19 protein-coding genes are annotated in these 19,354 nt (G+C 72.5%); 3 read left to right on the top strand and 16 right to left on the bottom strand.

Translation table 11 applies throughout. The features are described 5' to 3' along the window. Positions 1-285: 285 nt before the first annotated feature. The 3 genes from ABWI04_RS26340 to ABWI04_RS26330 are packed head-to-tail and all read right to left on the bottom strand — an operon-like array spanning position 286 to position 2,519. On the bottom strand, positions 286-909 hold the full coding sequence (locus tag ABWI04_RS26340) for a DivIVA domain-containing protein (protein ID WP_353834112.1): 624 nt from the start codon (positions 907-909) through the stop codon (positions 286-288). Between the two features lie 47 nt (positions 910-956). Beyond that, positions 957-2,108 carry a globin domain-containing protein gene (locus tag ABWI04_RS26335; protein ID WP_353834111.1) on the bottom strand — a complete coding sequence of 384 codons (1,152 nt, stop codon included), beginning with the start codon at positions 2,106-2,108 and terminating at the stop codon, positions 957-959. Between the two features lie 3 nt (positions 2,109-2,111). After that, positions 2,112-2,519 (bottom strand): globin domain-containing protein, encoded by a 408-nt coding sequence (locus ABWI04_RS26330; protein WP_345174975.1) that lies wholly within the window; start codon positions 2,517-2,519, stop codon positions 2,112-2,114. A gap of 870 nt (positions 2,520-3,389) precedes the next feature. On the opposite strand from ABWI04_RS26330, the gene ABWI04_RS26325 reads away from it, so the two are divergent. Beyond that, entirely contained in the window at positions 3,390-3,911 is a 522-nt protein-coding gene (locus ABWI04_RS26325; RefSeq protein ID WP_345174974.1) for a hypothetical protein, read from the top strand. Positions 3,912-3,929: 18 nt separating this feature from the next. On the opposite strand, the gene ABWI04_RS26320 is transcribed toward ABWI04_RS26325, so the two are convergent. From ABWI04_RS26320 to ABWI04_RS26310, 3 genes are all read right to left on the bottom strand, one after another. Further along, positions 3,930-4,814, bottom strand: a complete 885-nt coding sequence (locus tag ABWI04_RS26320; protein ID WP_345174972.1) for a glycoside hydrolase family 16 protein — start codon at positions 4,812-4,814, stop codon at positions 3,930-3,932. Positions 4,815-5,003: 189 nt separating this feature from the next. Next, the gene (locus ABWI04_RS26315; protein WP_353834110.1) at positions 5,004-5,675 is read right to left on the bottom strand and encodes a response regulator transcription factor; all 672 of its coding nucleotides are present in this window, start codon (positions 5,673-5,675) and stop codon (positions 5,004-5,006) included. Then, complete coding sequence (locus ABWI04_RS26310) at positions 5,675-6,889, bottom strand: sensor histidine kinase (RefSeq protein WP_345174970.1); 1,215 nt, start codon at positions 6,887-6,889, stop codon at positions 5,675-5,677. Before ABWI04_RS26310 ends, ABWI04_RS26315 begins: the two co-directional genes overlap by 1 nt. Positions 6,890-7,067: 178 nt before the next feature. Here ABWI04_RS26310 and ABWI04_RS26305 point away from each other — a divergent pair, with 178 nt between their 5' ends. Further along, entirely contained in the window at positions 7,068-8,252 is a 1,185-nt protein-coding gene (locus ABWI04_RS26305) for a DNA-directed RNA polymerase subunit beta family protein (RefSeq protein WP_353834108.1), read from the top strand. Between the two features lie 10 nt (positions 8,253-8,262). Here ABWI04_RS26305 and smc read toward each other — a convergent pair whose 3' ends face one another. Continuing rightward, positions 8,263-11,925 (bottom strand): chromosome segregation protein SMC, encoded by a 3,663-nt coding sequence (smc, locus tag ABWI04_RS26300; RefSeq protein ID WP_353834107.1) that lies wholly within the window; start codon positions 11,923-11,925, stop codon positions 8,263-8,265. Between smc and ABWI04_RS26295 the strand changes: the two genes are divergently transcribed. Then, on the top strand, positions 11,873-12,142 hold the full coding sequence (locus ABWI04_RS26295; RefSeq protein WP_353834113.1) for a hypothetical protein: 270 nt from the start codon (positions 11,873-11,875) through the stop codon (positions 12,140-12,142). The two genes, smc and ABWI04_RS26295, sit on opposite strands and share 53 nt — an antisense overlap. 857 nt (positions 12,143-12,999) lie before the next feature. On the opposite strand, the gene ABWI04_RS26290 is transcribed toward ABWI04_RS26295, so the two are convergent. The 9 genes from ABWI04_RS26290 to rsmD form a co-directional block, all read right to left on the bottom strand. Further along, positions 13,000-13,197, bottom strand: a complete 198-nt coding sequence (locus ABWI04_RS26290) for a hypothetical protein (protein ID WP_173398374.1) — start codon at positions 13,195-13,197, stop codon at positions 13,000-13,002. A gap of 178 nt (positions 13,198-13,375) precedes the next feature. Next, the gene (locus ABWI04_RS26285; protein ID WP_345174960.1) at positions 13,376-13,681 is read right to left on the bottom strand and encodes an acylphosphatase; all 306 of its coding nucleotides are present in this window, start codon (positions 13,679-13,681) and stop codon (positions 13,376-13,378) included. A 19-nt stretch (positions 13,682-13,700) separates the two neighbouring features. After that, positions 13,701-14,594, bottom strand: coding sequence for a bifunctional DNA-formamidopyrimidine glycosylase/DNA-(apurinic or apyrimidinic site) lyase (gene mutM, locus ABWI04_RS26280; protein WP_345174958.1), 894 nt, complete (start codon positions 14,592-14,594; stop codon positions 13,701-13,703). Then, complete coding sequence (gene rnc, locus ABWI04_RS26275; RefSeq protein WP_345174956.1) at positions 14,587-15,378, bottom strand: ribonuclease III; 792 nt, start codon at positions 15,376-15,378, stop codon at positions 14,587-14,589. Before rnc ends, mutM begins: the two co-directional genes overlap by 8 nt. 274 nt (positions 15,379-15,652) lie before the next feature. Further along, positions 15,653-15,832: a 50S ribosomal protein L32 gene (gene rpmF / locus ABWI04_RS26270; RefSeq protein ID WP_067632153.1), complete on the bottom strand. Its 180-nt coding sequence runs from the start codon at positions 15,830-15,832 to the stop codon at positions 15,653-15,655. A gap of 1 nt (position 15,833) precedes the next feature. Continuing rightward, positions 15,834-16,478 (bottom strand): YceD family protein, encoded by a 645-nt coding sequence (locus ABWI04_RS26265; protein ID WP_353834106.1) that lies wholly within the window; start codon positions 16,476-16,478, stop codon positions 15,834-15,836. A gap of 95 nt (positions 16,479-16,573) precedes the next feature. Next, positions 16,574-17,056, bottom strand: a complete 483-nt coding sequence (gene coaD, locus ABWI04_RS26260) for a pantetheine-phosphate adenylyltransferase (RefSeq protein ID WP_179843344.1) — start codon at positions 17,054-17,056, stop codon at positions 16,574-16,576. A 93-nt stretch (positions 17,057-17,149) separates the two neighbouring features. Further along, positions 17,150-18,601: a peptidoglycan D,D-transpeptidase FtsI family protein gene (locus ABWI04_RS26255; protein ID WP_353834105.1), complete on the bottom strand. Its 1,452-nt coding sequence runs from the start codon at positions 18,599-18,601 to the stop codon at positions 17,150-17,152. A 30-nt stretch (positions 18,602-18,631) separates the two neighbouring features. Beyond that, a complete protein-coding gene (gene rsmD / locus ABWI04_RS26250) occupies positions 18,632-19,198 on the bottom strand; it encodes a 16S rRNA (guanine(966)-N(2))-methyltransferase RsmD (protein ID WP_353834104.1) in 567 nt (188 codons plus the stop codon). Positions 19,199-19,354 lie beyond the last annotated feature (156 nt).

Below are 19,354 nucleotides of genomic sequence, written 5' to 3'. Positions count from 1 at the left end.
GCCTCCGCCACGTCGGCGGCGGTGGCGCCGCCGGTGCGTTCGGACGGGCGCTCGACCGGCGGGCGGGGCCGGCGCGGCCGCAGCAGCGTGACGCCGCCGATGATCAGCGCGATCACGGCCAGCACGGCGATGACGATCACATATTCCATAACGCCCCCAGTTTTCCAGACGAGCACTCCCGCGCGAACACGCTGCGCCGGGCCCGCCGATCATGCGGCGAGCCCGGCCGGGCGCGCAACCGCGCGGGACTCCCGAACGTTCCGGCGCCCGCGCCGGGACGGTAGATCAGGCATTACCCCCAGGGAGGGATGCCCGTTCGGAGGACTCCCACTCGTCGACGTTGCGGAGCAGTGCCTCCAGGTAGGAGCGCAGATGGGTCCGGTAGACGTCGCTGTAGGTCCGCAGGTAGGCGATCTCGCGCTCCAGGGCGAGGCGCTCTCCGTCCGGGAGGGTCCCGGGGCTCGGCGAGGGCGCGGGCTGCGGCGGGGCCGTGCGGACGGCCGCCTCGGCGACGGCGGCCGCCTTGCGGTGGGCGTCCTCCAGCATCTGCTCCGCGCGGCCCTTGGCGTCCGACAGGATCGCCTCGCGGTGCAGCCTCGCCTCGTGCGCCAGTTCCCTGGTGTAGCGCTCGGCGTCCGCCACGTACAGGTCGGCGGTCTGCTGGGCCTGCGACAGGATGCGGACGGCCTGGAAGTGGGCGTCCTCGGGCGCCATCACGCCGCGGGAGCCCGAGGACGCCTGGGCGCGCAGCCGGTTCACCTCGTCGGCCAGGGCGGCCTTGTCGGTGAAGATCTTGACGAGTTCCCGCTCCACGTACTGCAGGAAGTTGCGGACCTGCTCCTCGTCGTATCCGCGGCGCCCGAGGGCGGCCCGGGCGAACACCACAGACTGGAGTTCGCCCGGGGTCAACCGCGACCCCTCAGAGACGACCGGAAGGTTCGGGGAGTTCAAGGCGCTCACCTCTGTGCGTCGGCGAAGGTTTCGAGGCGGATCCGGTCACGGGCGACGCCGAGCCGCGCCAGCTGCTCGACGGTGTGCCCGACCATGACGGACGGCCCGCACACGTAGGCGTCGTGACCGTCCCAGGGGCCGCGCCTGGCGACCACGTCGGACAGGTTGCCGTGCTCGACGCCGTCGTCGCCCGAATAGAGCAGCGAGGAGAACCCGTGCCCGCCCGGCTCGTCCGACACGGCCGGGACGACGGTGAGCCAGGGGAACCCGTCCGCCAGTTTGGTCAGGTCCTCCAGGTCGTAGAGGCCGTCGCGGCTGCGGGCGCCGAAGAACAGGTGCACGCGCGGCGGGACGGCACGGCGGGATATCTGCTCCAGGATCGCCTTGAGCGGGGCCAGGCCGGTGCTGCCCGCGACGAGCAGGACGTCCCGCGGGGAGCTCTCGTCCAGCGTGAGCGTGCCGATGGGGGCGCCCATGCGGACGCGGTCGCCGATCTGGGTCCCGCGGACCAGCACCGGGCTCACGGGGCCGCCGTCCACCAGCCGGACGTGGAAGTCGACGGAGTGGTCGGGTCGCGGCGCGTTCGCCATCGAGTAGTACCGCCAGTGCCGCAGCCGGGACGGCACTTCCAGCGCCACGGACTGGCCCGGCGTGTACGGCAGGGGCCGGTCGGGCTGGATCCGGAGGACGCTGATGTCGAACCGGCGGCGCTCGACCGCGATGACCTGGCCGTTCCACCAGGCGGGGCTGTTGAGGGCGTTCTCGTCGGCCGCCTCCAGCATGACCTTGGCGACGAGGCCGTAGGCGGCGCTCCAGTCGCGTTCGAGGTCGTCGGTCCAGGCCGTCCCGGAGAAGTGCCGCAGGGTCGCCAGGAGGCTGGCCCCGACGTGCGGGTAGTGCTCGGCCACGATGCCGAACCTGCGGTGGTCACGGCCGAGCTGCTGCAGGAACGGGACGAGGACGGCCAGGTCGTCCACCTGGGACACGATGTGGCCGAGGGCGCGCAGCAGCTTGTCGCGCTGCCCGCTCATCCCGATGGGGAACATGTCGCGCAGGTGGGGATTGCGGACGAAGAGGTCGGAGTAGAAGAACAGCGCCACGGCGTCGCCCTTCTCGGCGACCTGCGCGAAGCTGGTCTTGAGTCGCTGGGAGTCCACGGATCAGGCGACGGGCTCCGCCGCGGCCTCCGACATGACCTTCGCGACGACGCCGTAGGCGGCCGTCCAGTCGCGTTCGAGGTCGGCGTTCCAGTCCGGACCGCTGAAGTAGGCGAGGGTGGCGAGCAGGCTGGCGCCGACGGGCGCGTAGTGCTCGGCGACGACGCCGAAGTCGTTGTGGCGGCGGCCGAGGTCGCTGAGGAAGGGGACGAGCGCGTCGGGGTCGTCCACGGTCGAGACGATCTGGGACAGCGCCGCGAGCAGCACCTCGTGCTGCTTGGCCATCGACGCGGGGAACATCCGTCTGAGCTGCGGGTCCCGCGCGAAAAGGTCGGCGTAGAAATATTCGGCGACGTCCAGGCCGTTCGCGGCCACCAGGCCGAAATTGTCTTTGAGTTTCTGGGGATCCATGCGTCGCACCTCTCCGGCGGTTCTCCGTACCGGACGGGGGGAGTCCGGTGAAGGAGCCGGAGAACCGCAGGGCCATATGGGTAGTGGATGACCCCAGGTCACACAAGCCCGCCAGCGTCGCCGGGTCATCACGGTCGGTGCACGCCGATCCCCTCCGAATACGCGTCACCGGCGCGGACGTGAAGTCTCCAAACGGTTATAGGCGGGGGGAAGACGGCGGAGACCGCACCCGCCGTCCCGCCCGAAATGGTGAGCGCTGGGCGGTGTCACGTTCCAAGAGAAATGTGACGCGCGTCACGCGCCCGCGGAAGCAGCGCCCTCCGCCCGATCGGAGGCACTGGGTGCCGCGGGCCCCTGTGACCGCGGCACCCAGCCGTCCTCCGCGAGCGGACTCCTGCGACCCGCTCCGGCCGCTCCCCGACCTCGCCGGACCTCACCGATGGCGGCGAGGCCGCCGACCTCCCCGGTCGCCCCCGAAACGGTGGCCGCCGAGTTCGTCCGTCAAGACGAGAGGGCACTCGACCCGGCGCACAACGGAGCGCCGCCCATAACGCCGGCAACGTCCCGTCGGCCGACCTTTCCTGCTTCTTCTCATGGGATAATCGCGCCCTAACCCTCCGCACCCGTTCGGTGCGATCCGAGTGGGCCGGCCCCGCATTTCCTGTCCGGGCGTCTCGGGCAGCCCATAAGAGAAAAGGAGCCGCGGCGGTGTGAGCCGTCCCGGCGGGCGCGCACCACCCCTGACCTGGCGATCTTGCGACCGCTGGCCGTTCCCCCGGTCAAGGCGTTAATCTTCGGCTGCCGCCTGATCATCCGGAAAGGCGGCGTTCGGACAATGGGCCGACATCCCCGCCCCGAGGAAGGCACACCATGGCTCTTCGGTTCACCTCCCGCGCCGTCGGCGCCCTCGCCGTCACGGCGCTCGCGACGACAATTCTCACGTCGGGGTGCGGCGGTGACGACAAAGACGGCGGTGATGACGTGTTCCGAGCTCCGTCCCAGTCGCCCTCGGCTACCGCACAGGAGGACACCGACCCCGGCACTCGGGAGGGGATCGAGGGCGCGCGGGCCGCGCTCCAGGCGTTCCTGCGCGGCCAGGCCGCCGGGGACCAGGGGGTGTGCCGCTACGTCGCGAAGGACGGCGACTTCCTCCGGGGCCCCGCGCTCCGCGGCGACTGCCCGGCCGGTGTCCGCAACACGCCGCACCTCCTCCGACCGCAGGAGCGGCAGGCTCTCCGGACCGTGTCCGTGAAGGGCGGCCGGCTGGTGGACGAGGAGGCGGTCATCCCGTTCTCCGCCCTGCACTCGCAGAGCGGGTCCATGACCGAGCGCACCCTCCAGGACGAGTTCACCCTGCGCCACAACGGGGAGATCTGGCAGATCGTGAAGTGACACCGGACGCCCCGCCGCTCAGGGCCGGTACATGTTGATCCAGTCGACCGAGAGGGTCACGTCGGCCTTCCGGCTGACCCCCTTGGTCGTCAGCTTGGTCATCTGCGGGAACCAGTCGAGCTGGATGGCCTGCCCCATCTTCCCGGGCGGCAGGGCCTCCCGCTTCGAGGTGTGGAACCACCTGCGCCCGTCCACGTAGCCCGTGATGCCCCTGGAGTTCCACTCCACCGCGAAGGCGTGCCACTTGGTCAGGTCGATGCGCAGGTGGGAGTTCAGGCGCTGGGACTCCTTCTCGGGTCCGTAGTGCAGGAAGAAGTTGGTCCCGTTGCGCAGCCCCTCGTCGCCGTAGGTCTCCATCCAGTCGATCTCCCCGCCGCCGTTCTGCGGGTCGGTGCCGCCACCGCCGCCGACCGGCCACAGCAGCAGGTTGGCGTTGTAGCAGGCGCAACCGCGGCTCACCTTGACGCGGGCCTCCCAGCGGCCCTCCTTCTGGGCGCCCTTCATCCAGGCGACGCCCCCGGTGTCGCCGTTGCGCTTGCCGGTGATGCGCAGGACGCCGTTCCGGACGGTCACCGCCTTGGCGACGCGGCGGCCGCGGCCGCCGTTGCCCGGTCCGGTGTAGACCTCCCAGGCGCGCCGGTCGAAAGTGCGGAAGCCGTCGAAGGCGATCGGGCGTCCCCACCCGTAGCGCCGCGCCGCGGTCGCGGTGGGCCGCTTCTTCTTCGCGTGCTCGGAGTCCCAGGTGTCCTCGTGAGCCCGCGGGCCCGGCTTCCCGTAGGCGATGGCGGGCGCGGACCTCTCCAGGGCTCCGACGGCGCGGGCGGGAGCCGGGTCCGGGCCCGTCCCCGAGGCGCCGGCGAGCGCGAGCGAGCAGCCGGCGGCCAGGACCCCGCCGGTGATCATGGCCATTCTGTTTCGGGTCGGCAAAAGCATGGCGTTCCTCCGGGCGGCGAAATAGGCGAAGGCCCGGCCATAAAGGCGCCGTCCTTCATGCGCTTCGTTCACCGGAACGCTATGCGGGGCCGGCGGGCGCCCCTAGGGCCCTAGGGCCCTAGCGGCGGGGGTCGCGGGCCCCAATCGCGGAGGCCCTGCTCAGCCGCCCGGAGGCATGCCGAGCCAGGTCACGATGGCCGTGGCCCGGTTCGGCGCGCCGAGTTTCGCATAAATGCGATTGATGTAGTTCTTGACGGTTTTCTCGGTGAGAAATAGCTTGGCCGCGATGTCGTGATTCGCATGACCGCGCACGATCAGATCCATGACCTGGACCTCGCGGGCGGAAAGGCCGAAACGCGCGCGCTGCTCGGCCGGATCGGCCGCGGGCGCCGCCGGCCGGCCCGTCCGCGCGGCGTCGATGAGCGCGGCGCTGGCCGCGTGCGAGAGGGGGTGGGCCCGGTGCCGGACGGTGTCCCGGATCGCCGCGGCGAGCTCGTCCACCGTGAAGGTGTTGTGCACGAGGTAGCCGACGGCGCCGTTGCGGACGGCCGACAGGATCACCTCCGGCTCCTCCACCTGGGTGAGCATGATCACGCGGCTGGTCCGGCTCAGCGCGGCGGCGGCGCTCACCCCGTCGACGCGCGGCATCCGGACGTCGAGCAGCACCACGTCGGGCACCAGCCGCCAGGCCATCTCCTCGGCCTCGCGCCCGTCGCCCGCCTCGCCCACCACCTCGATGTCGTCGGTGGCCTCCAGCGCGGAGGTGAGGCCGGCGCGGATGAAGGCGTTGTCGTCCACGACCATGACGCGGTACCGCACGGGCTCGTCCATCACCGGCTCCCTAGCGCGGCCCGCGCGGGCTCGGACTCCGGCCCCGCCGGCATCGACGCGGTGACCTCGGTGCCGCCTCCCGGGACGGAGCGCACGGCCAGCCGGCCGCCCGCCCTTCGGGCCCGCTCGTGCATGCCCACGAGGCCGTAATGGCCGCCGCGGGCGAGCTCGTCCAGCCAGCCGGGGTCGTCCGGCCGTCTGGACATGCCCTTACCGTCGTCCCGCACGCGCACCTCCAGGTCGCCGTCGTTGACGGCCGTGACGATGTCGACGCGGGACGCCTCCGCGTGCCGTCCCACGTTCTCCAGCGCCTCCCGCACGATCGTGATCATCTCGCGCCGCGCCGGCGCCGGGAGGTCCGCGCCCGCCTCGGCGTCCACCCGCACCGGGACGCCGGTGCGGCCCTCCCACTCCCCCGCCAGCACCCGCACGGCGTCGCCCAGCGGGACGCCGGCGGAGTCGTCGCGCAGCTCGGCGATGAGCGAGCGCGCCTCGCGGGTGGCGACCTGGGCCGCCGTGGCGATGCGCCGCGCCTCCCGCTCGGCGCGGTCGGGGGACTTGCGGACCCAGCCGGGCAGGCCGTTCGCCGACAGGGCGATGCCCGACAGCGTCGCGGTCAGCGAGTCGTGCATCTCGCGGGCCAGCCGGGTGCGCTCCTCGGCGGCCATCGCCTCCGCCTCCATCCGCCAGCGCGTCTCCTCGGCGGAGGCGTGCTCGTCGAACAGGCGGCGCAGCACCGTGCCGACGAGCGCCGCAACCCCGTAGAAGACGGGCAGCATGACGAGCAGCGGCATGGCGATGTCGCCGCCGTCGTCGGAGGGCGCGTTGCGGTAGAGCGCCGCGTAGTACAGGACGGCCTGCTGCGCGCACAGCAGCGCGGTGACCGGCCACCGGTACAGCAGCCCGGCGAGACCGGCGGTCACCACCGTCACGAGGAAGTAGGGGCCGAAGATCCCGCCCACCTGCAGCACCGCGTAGCCGATGAGGACGTCGAAGGCCAGGAGCGCGGGCTGCTCGAACAGCCGCAGCACGACCTTCTCCCAGCCCGCCAGCACCACGCCGGAGACCACGGCCGCGAGGACGAGCACGCCGAGCGCCCAGGGGTCGCCGCGCACCTGCCCGTCCACCACCACGGTCACCCCGATGACCAGCACGCGCAGCTGCATCAGCAGGACGAACGTGGTCCCGACCCTGGTCTCAACAGAACGTCGCAAGGCAGACGGAACGGATGCACCGGAGCGCGGCATCGCGAGGGCCCCTCCAGTTGACGAGCGCCGAGTCATGACGCCATTGATCTTGTCAAAGACCGCATAGCGAACATTAGTCATTCCGGACGAGGAGATCGCTACGATGCCTACGAGAACAGGCGTTCCCGTTCGCGGGAGGACACCGGTGACGGCTCCGAGAGCGGTCCCGCAGCCGGAGGAGGCGCATGATCCGGCTGATCTGCTCGACCTCATGCGCCACCTGCAGCAATGGTCCGGTCTGCCCCTTTCCGAGCTTGAGGAGCGAATGAACGCCGACGGCGTGGTCGTCCCCTCCGGGCTTGACGCGCTCCTCAGCGGGCACACGCTGCCGAGCCGGGGGCTGGTGACCTCCTTCGTGGCCACATGCGGCCTCGTGCCGGACGAGCGCAAGCGGTGGCTGCGGGTCTACGACCGCCTGTGCGGCCCCGCCGTCATGGAAGGCGACCGGCGCGGCGCGGAAGGCGACCGGCGCGTCGCGGGACGGCCGGCGCTGAACCTCGGCCCCGCGGCGCCTCCGCCGCCGACCCCGGCTCCCCGCCCCGCCCCGGCTCCCGCCCCGGCTCCCGTCATGGCCTCCGCCCCGCCTTCCGGGAGCGGCTCATCCGGCAGCCGATCCTCCGGGAGCGGCACCTCCGGGCGGCACGCGGCGACGCCGCCGGGCCCGCGGCACCGCAAGAAGTCCTCGCGCGGGCAGGCCGACCGCCGGCCTGTGTCGCTCATGGTGGCGGCGCCCGCGATCATCACGCTCGGCGTGGTGGTCACGACGCTGGCGGGGGTGTTCGGCGGTGGAGGCGGAGGCAAGCCCCACCGGCCGCAGGCCTCGCCGGGCGCGTCCGCCAAGTCGGCGGCGCCCCCGGCCGGGTGGTACACGATCATGCCCATCACCGGCGAGCGGACCGGCGACTGCCTGTCGATCCTCCCGGACGAAGAACTCCTCCCGCAGCTGGCGCAGGACAAGTGCGTGGCGGACGACAGGCTCCAGCGGATACGGCTCGCCTCCGTCCCCGGCAGCGCCGGGACGTTCCAGCTGAAGGCGTGGACGCCGAAGGGCAAGCTGTGGTGCGCGACGCTCGACGAGAAGACCGAGCGGGCCACGCTGCACATGAGGGAGTGCGGAGACGACGATCCGCTGCAGCGGTTCGGGCTGACGCCGGCGGGCAAGCCGGTGAAGGGCGGGCAGCTGTTCGACATCGTGCCGGAGGCGACCCGGGACCACCGCATGTGCATGGGCGTCGACATCCGGATCAGCGGGGGGCTGGAGACGATCCTCGCCTCGTGCGGCAACACCGGAGTGCGCGGCTACCTCTTCACGCCCGCCTCCGAACCGTGACCGGGGCCGGTCAGTCGAGGTCGCGCAGGCGCTGGCTGACGACCTGGGTGACGCCGTCGCCGCGCATGCTGACGCCGTAGAGGGCGTCGGCGCCCTCCATGGTGCGCTTCTGGTGCGTGATCACGATCAGCTGTGACGACTCGCGCAGCTCCTCGAAGACCGTGATGAGCCGCTGGGTGTTGGTGTCGTCGAGCGCGGCCTCGACCTCGTCCAGCACGTAGAACGGGGACGGGCGCGCCTTGAACACGGCGACGAGGAACGCGATGGCCACCAGGGACCGCTCGCCGCCCGACAGCAGCGACAGCCGCTTCACCTTCTTGCCGGGCGGGCGCGCCGCGACCTCGACGCCCGTGGTGAGCATGTCGCCCGGCTCGGTCAGCGACAGGCTGCCCTCGCCGCCGGGGAACAGCCGGGCGAAGATCCGCTCGAACTCGCGGGCGGTGTCCTCGTAGGCGGTGCCGAACACCTGCTGGACGCGGTCGTCGACCTCCTTGACGAGGCCGAGCAGCTCGCGCTGGGTCTTCTTCAGGTCCTCCAGCTGCGAGGTGAGGAACGCGTGCCGCTCCTCCAGGGCGGCGAACTCCTCCAGCGCGAGCGGGTTGACCTTGCCGAGCTGGTTGAGCTGCCGCTCGGCCGCCTTGGCGCGCTTCTCCTGGACGGCCCGCTCGTACGGGACGGGACGCGCGTCCTCGCCCTTGTCCGGGTCGGCCGGGACGGGCTGGTCGGGCCCGTACTCCGACACCAGCGCCTCGACCTCCAGGCCGAACTCCTCCAGGGCCCGCTGCTCGAACTGCTCCAGCCGCAGCCGCTGCTCCGCGCGGGCGACCTCGTTGCCGTGCACGACGTTGACGAGGCGTTCGAGCGCCGAGGACAGCTCGCGCACCTGCCCGCGGACCACCTTCAGCTCCGCCTCGCGCGCCGCCTTGGCCTGCTCCGCGGCCTCGCGGCGGCGCACCGCCGCGGCGAGCGAGTGCTCGATGCGCTCCAGGGCCGCGCGGGCGCCCCGCAGGACGGCCTTGGCGACCCGGGCCTGCTCCTCCCGGCGGGCGCGGCGCTGGGCGGCGCGGGACCGCTCCTCGCGCTCGCGCTGGGCGCCGCGTTCCAGGGCGTCGGCGCGTCCGGCGATGGCCTGGACGCGCTCCTCGGCGGTGCGGACCGCGAGCCGCGCCTCCATCTCCGCGGTGCGCAGCTCCTGGCAGCGGGCGTTCAGCTCGTCGCGCGCCTCGGTGTCGTGCCCGGCCTCCTCGGCGACCTCGGCGGCCTCCTCGGCCTCGGCGAGCCGCACCGCCAGCTCCTCGGCCGCCTCGGTGTCGCGTTCGAGGGACTCCCCGGCCGCGTCGAGGGCCTTGGTCAGCCGCTCGGCCTCGCCCCGCGCGGCCCGGACGTCGGCCTCCAGGCGGGCGGCGCGCTTGGCCTCCAGCGCCGCCTGCGCGTCGTGCTCCCGCAGCCGCGCGCGGACGCGGTCGAGCTCGGACTGCGCGCGGTCGACCCCCGCCCGGGCGTCACCGGCCGCGGCCTCGGCCGCCTCGACGGCGGCCTGCGCGGCGTGCTCGCCCTCCACCGCCTCGGCGAGCCCGTCGGCGGCGGCGGCAGCGGCGGACTCGGCCGCGGCGAGATCCTCGGTGGCCTGGTCGAGCGTCGCGCGCATCTGCAGGAGGCCCTGCCCCCCGCCCGCGCCGCCGCCCTGCGCCCAGTGCGCCCCGACGAGCTCCCCGTCCCGCGTGACGGCCCGCAGCGACGCCTCCCCGCGCACGAGCGCGGCCGCGGCGGGAACGTCATCGACCACGACCACGTCCCGCAGCAGATGCTCGAACGCGGGACGCACGGAGTCAGGAACGCTGACCGCGTCGATCGCGTAGTCGGCCCCCGCGACCCGCTCCCCCAGCACGGGCGCCCCGCCGCCGATGACCAGCCCGGCGCGCCCGGCGTCGCGGGAGCGCAGCAGCGCGAGAGCGGCCTCCGCGGTGTCCAGCGACCCGACCGCGACGGCCTCGGCGGCGCCGCCGAGCGCGGCGGCGACAGCGGTCTCGTACCCGGGCCGGACGTTCAGCAGCGACGCGACCGTGCCCAGCACCCCGCCGAGCGACCCGTCGGCGCCCGCCGACAGCAGCGCCTCCCCGCCGTCGGCGGCGCTGGCGAGCGTCAGGTTCAGAGCCTCGATCCGCGCCTGGAGGGCCGCGACCTTCTTCTGCGCCGTCTGGTCGGCGGTGCGGGCCGCGCCCGCCGCCGACCGCGCCTCCTTCAGCGCGCGGCGCGGGCCGTCCACGGCGGCGCGGGCCGTCTCGGCGGCGTCCTTGGCCGCGGCGAGCGCCTCCTGCACCGCCTCGTGCTCGGCGGCGAGCGCCGGGTCCTCGACGACCTCCGCCTCGAACGCCTCGAACTCGGCCTGCGCGGACTCGGCGCGCTGGTCGGCCTCCTCCCGCGCGTCCGCGAGCCGGCCGATCTCCGACCTTCCCGCCTGCGCCTTGCTGCGCAGCGCCTCCACCCGGCCGCGCAGCCGGGCCAGTTCCTCGCGGCGGTCCGCGGCGGCGCGGGCGGCGGACTGGAGCCGCCGCTCCTCCACGGCCAGGGCCTCCTCGGCCGCCGACCGCTCCTCCACGGCGCCGGAGAGCCCGTCCCGGGCCTCGTCCAGCGCCTCGCGGAGCATCTCCTCCTGCTCGCGGATCTCGGCGGCCTCGCGCTCCATGTCCTCGGGATCGCGGCCGCGCCGCTCCTCCTCGCGCGCCTCGGCGGCGTTGCGGTGCCGCTCGGCCGCGAGGTCGGCGACGCCGCGGAGCCGCTCCTTCAGCGCCGACAGCCGGAACCAGGTGTCCTGCACCTGCGCGAGCCTCGGCGCCTGCTCCGCCTCCTCGGCCTCCAGGACCGCCTCGCGCTCCTGCGCCCCCGCCAGCGCCCGCTCGGTCTCCGTGCGCCGCTCCCGGATGGCGGCCTCGTCGGCGGCCTCCTGCTCCAGCCTCGTCCGCAGCGTGACCAGGTCGTCGGCGAGCAGCCGCAGCCGGGCGTCCCGCAGATCCGCCTGGATCACCGCGGCCCGGCGCGCGATCTCCGCCTGCCGGCCGAGGGGCTTCAACTGCCGCCGCAGCTCACCCGTCAGGTCCTGCACGCGCGTCAGATTGCCCTGCATCGCGTCCAGCTTGCGGAGCGCCTTCTCCTTGCGCTTGCGGTGCTTGAGGACGCCGGCCGCCTCCTCGATCACCGCTCGCCGCCCCTCCGGCCCCGAGTGCAGGACCCGGTCGAGCTGCCCCTGCCCGATGATCACGTGCATCTCGCGGCCGATGCCGGAGTCCGACAGCAGCTCCTGGATGTCCAGCAGCCGGCACGCGTCCCCGTTGATCGCGTACTCGCTCGACCCCGACCGGAACATCAACCGGCTGATGGTGACCTCGGAGTAGTCGATCGGCAGCGCACCATCGGAGTTGTCGATCGTCAGCACGACCTCGGCACGCCCCAGCGGCGCCCGGTTCGACGTCCCGGCGAAGATGACGTCCTCCATCTTGCCGCCGCGCAGCGACTTGGCGCCCTGCTCCCCCATCACCCAGGCCAGCGCGTCCACGACGTTCGACTTGCCCGACCCGTTGGGCCCCACCACAGCCGTGATCCCCGGCTCGAACTTGAGCGTGGTGGAGGACGCGAAGGACTTGAACCCGCGCAACGTCAAAGTCTTCAGATACACGCGCCAGGAGCCCCCCTCCTACGACACCCACACCCCGAACATCCGAAGCACGATACTGGTTTTCTGGCTTCTTTCTCCTCCTTCGGGCCTGGCGGCCCTCCATCGTCGAAAAAAGCGGGGCGATCGCTGGCATCGCTCCGGCTCGCCTGGCGGCTCGCTGCGCGATCAGGTTCTTGCTTCGCTCGAACCTGCCTTCGGACGCGATCGCAACCATTGAGGTTGTTGCGTGGTTGCGGTGGGGGCTGAGGTCGGCGCGTCCGTTGTGATCCGGGTCGCCCTTCGGGCCTGGCGGCCCTGGGGCTTGCGTCCGGTGAGTGGGTTGCGGGCTCGCACCCTTCGGGCGCGGTCGCAACTCTTCGGGTCGTCGCTTGGTCGCCGGGGGTGCGGGGGGTCGCAGTGGTGGGTGCCGAGGGTGAGGGGCGGATGCACTGGGCGCGACGGGGATGAGGGCTGACCCAAGCCCGGATGACTCTATGGAGTAGTTAGGGACCGGGCGCGACGGGTGGTCGCCACGATCGTCCACAAGTCGCCACTGGGGATACCTCAGGGTGCGGGCGAGGAGGGGTGCTAAGGCGAGCGCTGGGTCCGTGGCGGCGTCAGGGGCGCGATGGCGTTCGATTGCGCGTTCGAGCTTGCGGGACCTGGGCGCGCGGCGACCTCAGGCGGGATGCGAGATCTCCACCTTCGACCCCCGGTTGGCCGGTGCGGACGTTGGAGGTCGCCCTGGGGACGCGAGGTCGGTCGGCCGGGCGCTGCTACGAGCGCTCGGCACTTGCGACAACCCTCAACGGCTGGGTAGCGTCCGGTGACCGGTGGTACCCGCGCACCTGAGGACGTAGCGAGCCGCCAAGGCGAGCCGTGTCCACAGCCTCCGGCCGACTACTGCGACGGCCTCAACCACCGCCGCAACTCCGCGACGACCTGGGGGGCCGCGATCGCGTCCGAAGGCAGGTTCGAGCGAAGCAAGAACCTGATCGCGCAGCGAGCCGCCAAGGCGAGACGGAGCGATGCCAGCGATCGCACGCGTTTATCGACAATGGAGGGCCGCCAGGCCCGAAGGAGGAGAAAAACGCATTAAGTAAGAACCGGTTCGCGGTCCTTCACCGGGAGCGACATCACTTCGTCGTCCGTCGCCGTCGCGAGCGCGTCGTTCTCTGCCTGGAGCCGTACGAGTTCGGCCTCCAGGTCACGTACGCGCTGCTGCAGGCGCCGCATCTCCGCGACCATCCGGGGGTCGGGACCGCCGACGTGGCCGAGTAGAGCCTTCGCCATGACTAAGGGTCCTCCACGCTGAGTAACCAGCAGGGATCGCGCACGGGAAACTGCTGAAAGCGGTGCGCGTACCGTCTAGAGTCGCACCGGCCGGTGTCCTGGTCAAGCCGCACATCACAGGCCGGTAACAACCTTCCTCTACTAGTTTAGCAGGTACAAACCGGTACTCCCTACCCGGTCAGCGTTCCCGGAACCCGGAGGCCTCCCCGCGGGGCGGGCCCCAGCGGTCGACGACGCCGGTCACAGCGCCGGGACGTCCGGGAACGCCGCCCGGAACGTCGCCGTCGAGCATCTCCAAGAGGCGGCGGCAGCCGGCGCGCGGGCCCTCGGCCACGACCTCGACGCGGCCGTCGCTGAGGTTGGTCGCGCTGCCGGCGAGGCCCAGTTCGAGCGCCCGCGACCTGACCCACCAGCGGAACCCGACGCCCTGGACGCGTCCCCGCACCCAGGCCGTGAGCCGCACGATCTCGTCGTCCTCGCTCATCGCTCCCCCCTCGGTCCCGCTAGTACCGTGCCCGCCTGGGGCGGGGCTGGCACACCGGGCAGCTGTAGGACGAGCGGTTCATGAACTCGTCGCGGCGGATCGGCGAGCCGCAGCGGCGGCAGGGCTCGTCCCGCCGCCCGTAGGCGTCCAGGGACCGCTCGAAGTAGCCGCTCTCGCCGTTGACGTTCACGTAGAGGCTGTCGAAGGAGGTGCCGCCGACCTCCAGGGCGGCCGTCATGACCTCTCGTGCGGCCTCCAGGACGCGCGCGGCGTCCGCCCGGGTCATCGTCTCGGTCGGCCGCGCCCAGTGCAGCCTGGCGCGCCACAGGGCCTCGTCGGCGTAGATGTTGCCGACCCCGCTGACGAGGGACTGGTCGAGCAGGGCCCGCTTGATCCCGGTCTTGCGGCGGCGCAGGGCGCGGTAGAAGGCCTCCGCGTCGAAGGCGTCCTCCAGCGGGTCGGCGGCGATGTGCCCGATCGGCTCGGGGACGAGCGCGCCCGCGGCGAAGGCGTCGGGGACGAGGTCGGCGACCATGAGGTGCCCGAAGGTGCGCTGGTCGACGAAGCGCAGGTCGAGGCCGTCGTCGTCGAACTCGACGCGGACCCGCAGGTGCTTCTCGCGTTCCCGGCCGGGCTCGCCGACGAGCAGCTGCCCGCTCATGCCGAGGTGCGCGAGCAGCGCCTCGCCGGGGGCGCCGTCGTCCTCGGCCTGGAGCGGGATCCACAGGTACTTGCCGCGGCGCCGGGGGGCCAGCATGGTGCGCTTGGCGAGACGCCCGGCGAAGTCGGCGGGGCCCTCGGCGTGGCGGCGGACCGACCGCGGGTGCAGGACCTCGGCGGACGCGACGGTGCGGCCGGTCGTCCAGCTCTCCAGGCCCCGCCGGACGACCTCGACCTCGGGAAGCTCAGGCACCGGCCTGCGCCGCCTGCCCGGCCTCCCTGGCCGGGTCCTCGCCCTGCGGCGGGCCGGCCTGCGCCGCCTCGCGCTCGACGACGAGCTCGCGGATGGCGTTCCAGGCGGCCTCGGCGGCGTGCTGCTCGGCCTCCTTCTTGCTGCGGCCCTCGCCGGACCCGTAGGTCTGCCCGCCGACCCGCACGGAGGCGCGGAACGTCTTCTGGTGGTCGGGACCGCTCTCGGCGACGTGGTACTCGGGGACGCCGAGCTCCTCGACGGCGGTGAGCTCCTGCAGCGAGGTCTTCCAGTCCAGGCCAGCGCCGAGGCCCGCCGAGCGCTTGATCAGCGCGTCGAAGAGCCGGTGCACCAGGGCGGACGCCTCGCCGAGGCCCCGGTCGAGGTAGACGGCGCCGATCAGCGCCTCCAGCGTGTCGGCGAGGATCGAGGCCTTGTCGCGGCCCCCGGTGCCCTCCTCGCCGCGGCCGAGCCGGATGTGGGCCCCGACGCCGAGGCCGCGGGCGACTCCGGCGAGGGCGCGCATGTTGACCACGGCGGCGCGCAGCTTGGCGAGCTGCCCCTCGGGCAGGTCGGGGTGGCCGCGGAACAGGGTGTCGGTGACGACGAGGCCCAGCACCGAGTCGCCGAGGAACTCCAGGCGCTCGTTGGTGGGCAGGCCGCCGTTCTCGTAGGCGTAGGAACGGTGTGTCAGGGCGCGTTCGAGCAGCTCGTCGTCCACGTCGACGCCGAGCGCGCCGGTCAGTTCCGCGCGCTCCGGCGCGGGGTCGTTCTTCTTAGCGCTCACAGGCCCTCCTCGCAGGCCGTGCACCGCGCGGCGCGCGGTCGCCTCTGCGGCGCGCGGCCGATGGGCCGGACGGCGAGGACGCTCGGCGGGGAGGGTCCGCGAAGACGAGGTGCGCGCCGGTCGGTCTGATCCCGGCGTGCACCACGGCTCCGGGCGCAGTCTCCGCGCCGGTCACCACGCCGACGTCACGCGCCGGGTGGTCGGGGTGCGTGTCCTTCCGCACCGTGAGGGGCGGGCCGCATGCGCGGATCCGCCCCCCAGGATGCGAGAAGACTCAGGCCGACGGGGCGATGACCTGCCGCCGGTCGTAGGTTCCGCACGTCGCGCACGCAGTGTGCGGCAGCTTGTGGTCGCGGCACGTCGGGCACTCGACCAGGTTCGGCGCGGCGGTCTTCCACTGCGAGCGCCGGTGCCGCGTGTTGCTGCGCGACTTCTTCCGCTTCGGGACGGCCACGTCAGCCCTCCTGCTTTCCTTCTCGATCCGATGAATCACGGGTGCCGGAGCTCCCGTTCCCCCGGTCGGGGGCTGCCGGCGCGTTGTCGCCGGCAAGGTCCCGCAGCGCCGCCCACCGGGGGTCGGCGACGTCGTGTCGGTGGCCCGGCTCGACGTCGGCGAGCCGCGCACCGCAGTCCGGGCACAGGCCCGGGCAGTCGTCCCGGCACAGCGGGGAGAGCGGCAGTGCGAGCACCACCGCGTCCCGCAGGACCGGTTCGAGGTCGATCAGGTCGCCCTCGAGGCGGAGCTCGTCGTCGTCGGCGTTCCCGCCTGAGCGGGTGTCGTCGTAGACGTACAGCTCCTGGAAGTCCGCCTCGAAGGTCGAGGCGATCGGGTCGAGGCAGCGGGAGCACTCCCCCTTGAGAGGGACCGTCGCCGTGCCGGTGACGAGCACCCCCTCAAGGACCGCTTCGAGCCGGAGGTCCAGCTCGATCGCGGCGCCCTCGGGGACGCCCACCATCTCGACGCCGAAATTCTCCGGTGCCAGCACGGTCAGGTGCTCCTCCCGCGACGACCCGGGTTGCCTGCTCAGAGCTCGGGTGTCGAGCTTGAACGGGGCATTGGGATCGTTGCGTGTCAGCGGAATCCTGCTTTCGTGAGGCATGGTGGAACGGCGGCCGCCTGTGATGGCCGAGGTCCCAGGGTACCGAACACCGGCCGCTGACCCAACTCGCGGCCCGTCCACCAGGAGCAGGCCGGTCAGCCGTCCTTCTGGAGCCGCTGCACCAGCCGGTCGTGGACGCTGTCGGGAACGAGGCCGGAGACGTCCCCGCCGAATCTCACGACCTCCTTCATCAGGCTGGAGGACAGGAACGCGTACTCGGGGTTGGTCGCCATGAACAGCGTCTCCACGCCGGCGATCCGGTGGTTCATCTGGGCCATCTGCAGCTCGTACTCGTAGTCGCTGACGGCCCGGAGCCCCCGGACGATCACCGGGATGTCCTGCTCCTTGCAGTAGTCGACGGTGAGCCCGTAGAAGGTGTCGACCGACACGTTGCCGTACTCCCGGGTGACCTCGGAGATCATGTCGGCACGCTCGTCCACGGTGAACAGGCTCTTCTTGCTCTTGTTGATCAGCACGGCGACGACCACCTCGTCGTAGAGGCGGGAGGCGCGGCTGATGATGTCGAGATGCCCGTTGGTGACGGGGTCGAACGATCCCGGACAGACGACACGGCGCACGGCGCGAACCCCTTCGGTCCCGGTTTCTGACCTGCGGCGTGAACGTACCAAATCGCATTCGGCCGGGTTTCCACCGGGCTCGCCGGGCCGTCCTCAGCCGCGCAGCGCGTCGATGATCCTGGCCGCCACGGGGCCCGACTCGATGCCGTAGCCGGACGCCTCGGTCATCACCGCGACGGCGTACCGGGGGTCGCTGCGCGGGCCGAACCCGATGAACCAGCGGTCGTTGTAGGAGGCGCCCTCGACGTCGGCGGTCCCGGTCTTGCCGCCGAGGATGGACGTCCCCCGCAGCGACTTGCCGGTGCCCCGCTCGACCACGGCCTCCATCATGTCCCGCAACTGCTTCGCCTGGTCCGCCGTCAGCGCGCGCGACATCCGCTGGGACGAGATCTTGTCGACCGTCGACCCGTCCGGGGCGCGCAGCCTGTCCACCAGCCGGGGCCGCATGACCTCCCCGTCGTCGAGGACCGCGGCGGCGACCATGGCCATCTGCAGCGGCGAGGCGACCGTGCTGCCCTGCCCGATGGAGCCGAGCGCGCTGAGCGACGGCTGGTCGGTCGCCGGGAAGGAACTCGGGGCGCTCTTCAGTCCGTGCGCGAACTCGATCCGGTCGCCGAACCCGAACCTGCCCGCCTGCGCGTTCACGGCGTCGTTGCCCGGTTTCTGGGCGCCCATATAGGCGAACGTGGTGTTGCAGGACTGCGCGTACGCCTCGATGAGAGGAATCCGGGAGAGGTCGCAGGAGCCGCCGATGTCGCCCGCGTCGTTGTTGATCGCCTGCCCGGCGCCCAGAGGCCTGTAGCTGCGCCCGGCCCTGACCCGCGTGTCCTCGCTCGTGCCCGACCTCAGCGCCGCCGCGGCGACCACGGTCTTGTACGTGGAGCCGGGCGGGAACAGCTCGTAGGCGGCCTTGTTGAGCAGCGGCTTGCGCGGCTGGTCGCCGAGCCGGTCGAACGCCTCGGTGGCCCGTTTCCGGTCGAGGGTCGACACCTCGTTCGGGTCGTAGGACGGCGTGGAGGCCATCACCCGGATCGCGCCGGTGCGCGCGTCGAGGACGACCGCCGCGCCCCGGCCCGCGCCGCTGGACTTCAGCGCCTCGTAGGCGGCGCGCTGCGCGTCCGGATCGATGGTGGACTCCACCGTCCCGCCGGGGACGTGCTTGCCGATCAGTTTGTCGACGAGGTTGGAGGTGGCGAGACGGGCGTCGGTCCCGTCCAGGAAATGGTTCTCGGCCTCCTCCAGGCCAGTCTGGGAGAAGACCGAGAAGTAGCCGGTGACCGGCGCGAACGCGGCGCCGTCCTTGTAGCGGCGCTGGAACCGGTCGTCGCCGACCTGCTCGGACCACGCGAGCCGTTCGCCGCCCGCCACGATCGGCCCCCGGTCGATCTTGAACCGGTCCTCGAACTGCCGGGCGTTGAGCGAGTCGTCCCGCAGGCTCTGCGCCTGGAAGCCCTGCACGTAGGTGACGTTCACCATCAGCGCCAGAAAAAAGAGCAGGGTGATGACCCAGGTACGCGCCACCGCGCGGTCGATCCCGGGCTTCATGGGCGTTCCCCTACCCGAACCACCGGAATGTCAACGGGCGACCGCACGGCCGTACCAGAACACCGCCTCGCCGTAACGCCGCTCCCGCTCCGCCTCGTACCCGTCGGGCCACTCCAGCGCCGGGCCCCGCGCGGCGCGTTCCACCACGACCAGCGCGTCCAGGGACGCCCACCCGTTGTCGCGCAGCTCCTCCAGCAGAGAGGTCACGGACGCGTCCGCCAGCGCGTAAGGCGGGTCGGCGAAAATCAGGTCGTAGGGCTCGTCCGGCGCCTTGCGGACGAGCCGCTCCACCTTGTCGGCGCAGGGGACGGCACCCGGCAACCCGAGCGTCTCGGCGTTCTGCCGGATCACCTTCATCGCCCGCGGATGCGACTCGACCAGCAGCGCATGCCCGGCCCCCCGCGACAGCGCTTCAAGCCCCACCGCCCCCGACCCCGCGTACAGATCGGCGACACGCAGCCCGTCCAGCGGCCCGAGCAACGCCAGAACCGTGGAGAAAAGCCCTTCCCGCGCCCGATCGCTGGTCGGCCGGGTCTCCCGCCCCGCCGGCACGGCCAACCGCCGCCCCCCAGCACTACCCGCAATAACCCGACTCACGGTCTTAGTATTGCGTTCTTCTCCTCCTTCGGGCCTGGCGGCCCTCCATCGTCGAAAAACGCGGGCGATCGCTGGCATCGCTCCGTCTCGCCTTGCGGCTCGCTGCGCGATCAGGTTCTCGCAAGCTCGAACCTGCCTTCGGACGCGATCGCAACC

Origin of the sequence: Actinomadura sp. NPDC000929 (assembly GCF_040492065.1) — a bacterium.
Classification (GTDB): domain Bacteria; phylum Actinomycetota; class Actinomycetes; order Streptosporangiales; family Streptosporangiaceae; genus Spirillospora; species Spirillospora verrucosospora.
The sequence above is the reverse complement of the archived record's forward strand: the minus strand, read 5'-3'. Positions and strand labels throughout refer to the sequence as shown.

Bases quoted from the DNA above. Each gene is read 5' to 3' on its own strand.
- ABWI04_RS26330 (WP_345174975.1), bottom strand. From the start codon at position 2,519: ATGGATCCCCAGAAACTCAAAGACAATTTCGGCCTGGTGGCCGCGAAC.
- ABWI04_RS26325 (WP_345174974.1), top strand. From the start codon at position 3,390: ATGGCTCTTCGGTTCACCTCCCGCGCCGTCGGCGCCCTCGCCGTCACG.
- ABWI04_RS26320 (WP_345174972.1), bottom strand. From the start codon at position 4,814: ATGATCACCGGCGGGGTCCTGGCCGCCGGCTGCTCGCTCGCGCTCGCC.
- ABWI04_RS26315 (WP_353834110.1), bottom strand. From the start codon at position 5,675: ATGGACGAGCCCGTGCGGTACCGCGTCATGGTCGTGGACGACAACGCC.
- ABWI04_RS26290 (WP_173398374.1), bottom strand. From the start codon at position 13,197: ATGGCGAAGGCTCTACTCGGCCACGTCGGCGGTCCCGACCCCCGGATG.
- ABWI04_RS26285 (WP_345174960.1), bottom strand. From the start codon at position 13,681: ATGAGCGAGGACGACGAGATCGTGCGGCTCACGGCCTGGGTGCGGGGA.
- ABWI04_RS26265 (WP_353834106.1), bottom strand. From the start codon at position 16,478: ATGCCTCACGAAAGCAGGATTCCGCTGACACGCAACGATCCCAATGCC.
- ABWI04_RS26255 (WP_353834105.1), bottom strand. From the start codon at position 18,601: ATGAAGCCCGGGATCGACCGCGCGGTGGCGCGTACCTGGGTCATCACC.